At 53.4% G+C, this 6,669-nt stretch carries 6 protein-coding genes and 1 pseudogene; 6 read left to right on the forward strand and 1 reads right to left on the reverse strand.

Features of this window, described 5'->3' with window-relative positions; genetic code table 11:
- Nucleotides 1–12 precede the first annotated feature (12 nt).
- The 6 genes and pseudogenes from HMPREF3201_RS10090 to galU all read left to right on the forward strand — a co-directional run bounded on the left by HMPREF3201_RS10090 (nucleotide 13) and on the right by galU (nucleotide 6,151).
- Nucleotides 13–1,014 carry an electron transfer flavoprotein subunit alpha/FixB family protein gene (locus HMPREF3201_RS10090; protein WP_062412936.1) on the forward strand — a complete coding sequence of 334 codons (1,002 nt, stop codon included), beginning with the start codon at nucleotides 13–15 and terminating at the stop codon, nucleotides 1,012–1,014.
- A 210-nt stretch (nucleotides 1,015–1,224) separates the two neighbouring features.
- Nucleotides 1,225–2,511: a tetratricopeptide repeat protein gene (locus HMPREF3201_RS10095; protein ID WP_062412937.1), complete on the forward strand. Its 1,287-nt coding sequence runs from the start codon at nucleotides 1,225–1,227 to the stop codon at nucleotides 2,509–2,511.
- 27 nt (nucleotides 2,512–2,538) lie between these two features.
- Nucleotides 2,539–3,066, forward strand: coding sequence for a dCTP deaminase (gene dcd, locus HMPREF3201_RS10100; RefSeq protein ID WP_062412938.1), 528 nt, complete (start codon nucleotides 2,539–2,541; stop codon nucleotides 3,064–3,066).
- Nucleotides 3,067–3,078: 12 nt separating this feature from the next.
- A complete protein-coding gene (locus tag HMPREF3201_RS10105) occupies nucleotides 3,079–4,059 on the forward strand; it encodes a P1 family peptidase (RefSeq protein WP_062412939.1) in 981 nt (326 codons plus the stop codon).
- Between the two features lie 117 nt (nucleotides 4,060–4,176).
- Nucleotides 4,177–5,271: a UDP-galactopyranose mutase gene (gene glf, locus HMPREF3201_RS10110; RefSeq protein WP_062412940.1), complete on the forward strand. Its 1,095-nt coding sequence runs from the start codon at nucleotides 4,177–4,179 to the stop codon at nucleotides 5,269–5,271.
- 4 nt (nucleotides 5,272–5,275) lie between these two features.
- Nucleotides 5,276–6,151, forward strand: a pseudogene (gene galU, locus HMPREF3201_RS10115) (UTP--glucose-1-phosphate uridylyltransferase GalU).
- Here galU and tadA read toward each other — a convergent pair.
- A complete protein-coding gene (gene tadA / locus HMPREF3201_RS10120) occupies nucleotides 6,117–6,611 on the reverse strand; it encodes a tRNA adenosine(34) deaminase TadA (RefSeq protein WP_062412941.1) in 495 nt (164 codons plus the stop codon). The pseudogene galU and the gene tadA overlap by 35 nt on opposite strands.
- Nucleotides 6,612–6,669: the final 58 nt, after the last annotated feature.

Consider the following 6,669-nt stretch of genomic DNA (forward strand, 5'->3'; position numbering starts at 1 on the left):
GGGCTCTGAACTATGGAATTGAAAAACAACATCAGCGTATATATTGAAGTTGCCGGCAGTGCCTTGAGCACGCTGAGCATTGAATTGTTGGGCAAGGCTCGTCAGCTGGCTGACAAAAAAGGCGAACAAGTCGTCGCCTATGCTGTCGGCGCTGACATGAGCAAAGCGGCTGAAGAAGCGATTTCCTACGGTGCAGACGCTGTCGTTACCGTAGAAGATCCGGTACTCGAAGGCTACGACTCGGCTTTGTATACGAAAGCGATTGCCGCTTTGGTCGAAAAATACGCACCGAGCGTCATCCTCATCGGTGGTTCTCCGAACGGCCGTGACCTCGGCGGCCGCCTGTCGGCTAAATTGAAAGTCGGCCTCGTTGCCGATTGCATCGACGTCCTCCACGAAGGCGATGACGATACGCTTACTTGGATTCGTCCGGCCTTCACGGGCAAGCTCCTGGTTAAAATCCAGACGACGACCCGCCCGCAGCTCGGTACGGTCAGCGACAAGATTTTCCACGGGGCACCGGCTGATGCGTCTCGTAAGGGCGAAGTCATCCAGGAAAAGGTCGATTTCAGCGGCGATGCTCCGACGGTCAAAGTAACCAACTTTGAAGCTGTCGAAAACGCTGCCGAAAGCCTGTCCATTGAATCGGCTGACATCGTCGTCGGCGCCGGCCGCGGCGTTCAGAACGAAGAAGGCATGAAAGCTGTCGAAGAATTTGCACAGCGTATCGGAGCCGCCTTCGGCGTTTCCAAACCCCTCGTCGACAACGAATGGGCTCCCCATGATTTGCAGATCGGGATTACGGGCAAGAAGATTGCGCCGAAAATCTACATCGCCATGGGTATTTCCGGTGCCATCCAGCATAAATTGGGCGTTCAGGATGCCGAATTGATCATTGCCGTCAATAAAGATCCCGATGCACCGATTTTCGAATTCGCACACTACGGCATCGTCGGCGATCTCTTTGAAGTCATGCCGGAACTGGAAAAACAAATCGCCAAAATTAAAGGATAATAAGGCCTTGGCTATGAGCCTTACGTTCAGGTCATAGCGAGCCCTATGGAAGGAGCTTTTCTACGATGGCTTATCGTGGAAAAGCTCCTTTTTGCTGTTTTCTTTTTTTGGCGGTTCTCATAATTCTTAAAATAGAAGAAACATATGCTATAATAGGCATGATAACACGATATGATAACACGATATGATAAAAGGGTAGGAGGTGTTTTCATGGATTCTTTTGCAGCCCGCGAGGCTTGTCGGGAAGGCCGATACAACGACGTCATCGCCATGTACGACAAGGCGGCGCCTGACGGTTCCTGGACGAATTGGGACTATTATTACTATGCCTATGCCCTGCGCAAGGTCAAAAATTACGCCAAGGGGCGGGAAATTGCCCGGGCCGGCATCATCGCCTTTCCGGAATTTACCAACCTTCACGGCATCTACTGCTGGTGCCTTTATTACTTATACATCCAGAAATTCGACGAACGGCTCCATACCTTTGAAGACTTTCGCCGTGCCGTCGACGCCATTTTAAAGTACAGTCAGCAAGGCCAGTACACGCCGTATACCTTAGCCGTGTGGCGGATGGTCGACGTCTTAAAGACCAAGCCGCCGTCGCTGGCCGGCCTTATGGGAGACTATCTGCGCCGCCTCGATCCGGATCTCTTGTCCGATGAAGAGAAAAAGGTTAACCTTCGCGGTCGGGATCAGGTCATCGCTTCCGACCGGGAACACTGGTATGCCCTCATGAGCCGGGTCCTCATCAAGGAAGAAAAGTACGATGAGTGCATCAAACTTTGCCGGATGGCCTTGGGAATCTTTCCTGAACTGCATCACGACAACGATATTTGGTTTTCTTACCGCATCGGACTCTGTGAGCTCCGCCAGGGACAGATTGAAGATGCGCGGCAGCGGTTTGAAGAGTTGTTGAAGTACAAACAGCACTGGATCGTCTATCGCGGCCTCTTCTTTGCTGCCCAGGCCAAGGGCGACAGTGGCGCCATGCGGCGCTACGGGGCATCGGCCATGGCGGCTCCCGGCGAGCTTAAGGCCAAGGTCAATTTTATCGTTCAGTTGGCAGAAGCTTTGAACAATATGGGAAATTTTGAAGCGGCCTATGAGCATTATCTCTTGGCGAAAATGATCCGGACCGAGCAAAACTGGAAGATTTCTCCTCAGCTCATCGCAAAAGTCGACAGTTATGATTTTTCGCCTCCGGATCGAGGGGAACTGTTCCGCCGCCTCCAGTCCTTCTGGATGGCTGAGAAGCATGCCGGGGAAGAGCAGCATACGGGGACCATTGATAAAATCCTCCCCGGCGGAAAAGCCGGTTTCATCCGGGAATACGGCGGTCATCAGTATTATTTCCGTACGGCATCCCTGTATCGGGTCCGCGCCGAAGAAGGGGAGAAGGTTACCTTTTATGTCGAAGACTTTTTCGATATCAACAAGAAAAAACCGGCCCGTCGCGCCGTGGACATCGAGCCTGTTTTGCTATATCATAAGAAATGAAATTACCAGAGAAAGCGAGTGGCCCTTATGATTTTATCAGGCAAGGAAATTGTCAAACATTTAGGTAAAGAAATTATCATTGAACCCTTTCATCCCGAACGGGTCAATCCCAATAGTTATAATCTGTCTCTTCACAACGAACTGATGATATACGACCATGCCGAATTGGATATGGCCAAGCCCAACCCGGCGTCGACGATCGAAATCCCGGAATCGGGCTATGTCCTCCAGCCCAATACACTCTACTTGGGACGGACCAATGAATACACCCGGACCGACGGCTACATCCCCATGCTCGAAGGTCGGTCGTCTGTCGGCCGTCTCGGTGTCTTCATTCACGTCACGGCCGGTTTTGGTGACGTCGGCTTTGCCGGCTACTGGACCCTTGAAATCTTTTGTGTCCAGCCGATACGGATTTATCCCAATGTCGAAATCTGCCAGATCTACTATCATGACATCGATGGGGAATACGATAAGTATACCCACGGAAAGTATCAGAACAATACGGGCATCCAGCCGAGCATGCTTTGGAAAGACTTTGAAAAGCTGAAATAGGGAGGTATGACCATGAAAGAAATCGATATTCAGGAACTCCTGGCGCCGGATACGTTTCGCCTGGGAAGTGCCGAAGACCGAAAGGGCGGGACGGGCTGCACAGTCCTCGTCTTTCCGAAGAGTGCCCCCTGTGCCGTCGACGTCCGCGGCGGCGGACCGGCCAGCCGTGAATCGGAGCTGCTGAATCCTATGGCCGCTGCATCGGGGATCCATGCCATCCTCTTAAGCGGCGGCAGCGCCTTCGGCCTCAATGCGGCGACGGGGGTCATGACCTATTTGGAAGAACAAGGCATCGGCTTTGAAACGCGGATTGCCAAAGTTCCTTTAGTCGTCGCTTCGTGTATCTTTGACCTCGGCTGCGGTGACGACGTCCGTCCCGATGCGGCTATGGGCTATGCCGCTTGCGATGCCGCCTTTAATGGTGAATTCCGCGAAGGCTGCTACGGAGCCGGGACAGGGGCGACCGTCGGAAAACTCTGCGGTCCTGACTATATGATGAAATCCGGTGTCGGCGCCTATGCTGTTGCTGTCGGTGATCTTGTGGTCGGTGCCGTCGTCGTCGTCAATGCCGTCGGCGACGTTCTCAGCGAGTCTGGGGACATCATCTCCGGCATGAGAAGCCGTGATGGCAAGGGCTTTGCCGATACGCGTAGGGTCATGCTGGAAGAAGCAGGCCTGACGCCGACCCTGTTCTCTCAGCGAGCCGTCGGAACGACGACCAATACGACCATCGGCGCCATCGTGACCAATGGCCGTTTTGACAAGGCGCAGTTGAAAAAAATAGCTGCCCTCGGCAGCAACGGCATGGTCCGCACCATTCGTCCGGTTAATACGACGGCTGACGGCGACTCCCTTTATGCCGCCAGCATCGGAACGGTTTCAGCCGAAATCAGCCTGACCGGGACCTTGGCAGCTTACGTCGTCGAACAGGCCGTTCGCCGCGCCGTGTTGAAGGCTGAACCGATGTACGGCATCCCGGCCGCTCTTCCTTAATCGGTTGAAGCTGGACGGTAAGCGATTTCTTCCGGACATCCCATTTTTATCATTAATTTTGTTATCTTAAAAGGCAGTGCAGCAGGGCTGTACATTTTTATCAGGTGGTGTTTTGCTATGTATGATTATGTTATCGTCGGCAGCGGTCTCTTTGGCGTCGTCTTTGCCCATGAAATGAAAAAGGCCGGGCGCAAGTGCCTGGTCCTCGAACGGCGGCCGCACGTCGGCGGCAACGTTTACTGCGAAGAAAAGGAGGGCATCCGCATCCATCGCTACGGTGCCCATATCTTCCATACGTCGAATAAAAAAGTTTGGAACTACGTCAATCAGTTCGTCGAGTTTAATCATTACGTCAATTCGCCGGTCGCCAATTATAAAGGTGAGCTCTACAACCTGCCTTTTAATATGAATACCTTTACCAAGATGTGGGGCATCGTGACGCCGGCAGAAGCGGCAGCTAAGATCGAAGAACAGCGCCAAAGCGCCCAGATTACGGAGCCCAAGAATTTAGAGGAACAAGCCATTTCCCTCATCGGTACCGATATTTATACCAAGCTCATCAAAGGCTATACGGAAAAGCAGTGGGGACGGAGTTGTACCGACCTTCCGGCCTTTATCATTAAGCGACTGCCCGTCCGCTATACCTTTGACAACAACTATTTTGACGACCCTTATCAGGGCATCCCCATCGGCGGCTACAACGGCCTTATCGACGGCCTTCTTGACGGAATCGAAGTGCGGACCGACATCGATTATAATAAGGACCGGTCGTCCTATCTCGATATTGCCCGCAAGGTCGTTTATACGGGTCCTATCGATGAATATTTCGGCTATCGCCTGGGGCATTTGGAATACCGGGGCCTGCGCTTTGAAACGGAGCGCTTAGAAGAAGTCAATCACCAGGGCGTGGCCGTCATGAATTATACCGACCGGGAGACGCCGTATACGCGGGTCATTGAGCACAAGCACTTTGAATTCGGAACCCAGCCGGTGACCTATATCACCCGGGAATATCCGTCGGAATGGCACAGCGGCGAAGAAGCGTATTATCCGGTAAACGATGACAAGAACCAGGCTCTCTATAAACAGTACGCACTCTTGGCCGGCCATGAAAGAAACGTCATCTTTGGCGGCCGGCTGGCTGAATATAAATATTATGATATGGACGACGTCATTGAAAGCGCCTTGACCGTCGCCGAAAAGGAGATTTGAACAGATGCAGAAAAAAGTTCGCAAAGCCGTCATTCCGGCGGCCGGCTACGGCACGCGGTTCTTACCGGTGACCAAGGCTATCCCTAAGGAAATGATTCCCATCGTTGATAAACCGGTCATCCAGTATATCGTCGAAGAAGCCCTGCAGAGCGGCATCGAAGAAATTTTGATCATCACCGGTCACGGAAAACGGGCCATTGAAGATCACTTCGATACCAATATCGACCTTGAACTGCAGCTGCGCCAGCAGGGAAAGACCCGGCTCTTGCGGATGGTACAGGATATTTCCGGCATCAACGTCCACTATATCCGGCAAAAGCATATGCGCGGCCTCGGCGACGCCATCCGCTGTGCCGAATCCTTTATCGACAATGAACCCTTTGCCGTCCTCTTGGGCGACGATATCGTCTACGAACCGGAGCGGCCGGCCCTGCGTCAGATGATCGAGGCCTTTAGTGAGGTCGGATCGACCCTCCTGGGCTGCTAGGAAGTACCCCTTGACCAGGTTTCACGCTACGGCATCGTCCACGGCATGCCGACGAAATATGAAGGCATCGTGCGGCTCATCGACATGATTGAAAAACCGTCCGTCGACGAAGCACCGAGCCGCTTGGCCGCCCTCGGCCGCTATATCCTGACGCCGGATATCTTTGAAATCCTGCGCCGCGTCCAACCCGGAAAAGGCGGCGAAATTCAGCTCACCGATGCCCTGCGCCTCATGGCCGACCGCGAAGGGGTCTATGCCTATACCTTTACGGGCACCAGTTATGACGCCGGCAATAAGCTGGGATTTTTGAAGGCCACCGTCGAATACGCCCTGCGCCGCGACGACCTGGGCCATGATTTCAAAGCTTATCTTCAGGATCTTTTGAAGGGCTGAAGGTGCCTTTCTTCCGCCGCTCTTTAAAGAAACTTTTTAAGAGTCCCGCACATTCTTCAGCGCGGACGCCGGCCGTAATGACGGCGGCATGATTGAGACTGTCGCTGTCGATGAGGTGAAAGAGGGAGCGGGCAGCACCGGCCTTGGGGTCGTCGCAGCCGTAGACGACCCGGTCCAGGCGGCTGTTGACGATGGCGCCGGCACACATCGGGCACGGTTCGACCGTGACGTATAGCGTACAGCCTGTCAGGCGCCAGCGATTGAGTGCGCGGCAGGCTTTTTCAATGGCCAAGAGCTCGGCATGGGCCGTGGCACAGGGCAGGGACTCCCGCAGGTTATAAGCCCTGGCGATGACTTTTTTCTGATAGACGATGACGGCGCCGATGGGGATTTCTCCGACGGCATAGGCCGTTTTAGCTTCGGCCAGGGCTTTGCCCATATAAAATTCATCTTTAGTCATGATGATCTCCTTAGTATTAACATGGTTTATCTAAATGCGGGCAGGATACTCCGACCTC

Origin of the sequence: Megasphaera sp. MJR8396C (assembly GCF_001546855.1) — a bacterium.
GTDB lineage: Bacteria > Bacillota > Negativicutes > Veillonellales > Megasphaeraceae > Megasphaera.

What these genes read in the sequence shown, in the direction of transcription:
- HMPREF3201_RS10105 (WP_062412939.1), top strand. Translation starts at nt 3,079, where the DNA reads ATGAAAGAAATCGATATTCAGGAACTCCTGGCGCCGGATACGTTTCGC.
- HMPREF3201_RS10095 (WP_062412937.1), top strand. Translation starts at nt 1,225, where the DNA reads ATGGATTCTTTTGCAGCCCGCGAGGCTTGTCGGGAAGGCCGATACAAC.
- HMPREF3201_RS10090 (WP_062412936.1), top strand. Translation starts at nt 13, where the DNA reads ATGGAATTGAAAAACAACATCAGCGTATATATTGAAGTTGCCGGCAGT.
- glf (WP_062412940.1), top strand. Translation starts at nt 4,177, where the DNA reads ATGTATGATTATGTTATCGTCGGCAGCGGTCTCTTTGGCGTCGTCTTT.
- dcd (WP_062412938.1), top strand. Translation starts at nt 2,539, where the DNA reads ATGATTTTATCAGGCAAGGAAATTGTCAAACATTTAGGTAAAGAAATT.
- tadA (WP_062412941.1), bottom strand. Translation starts at nt 6,611, where the DNA reads ATGACTAAAGATGAATTTTATATGGGCAAAGCCCTGGCCGAAGCTAAA.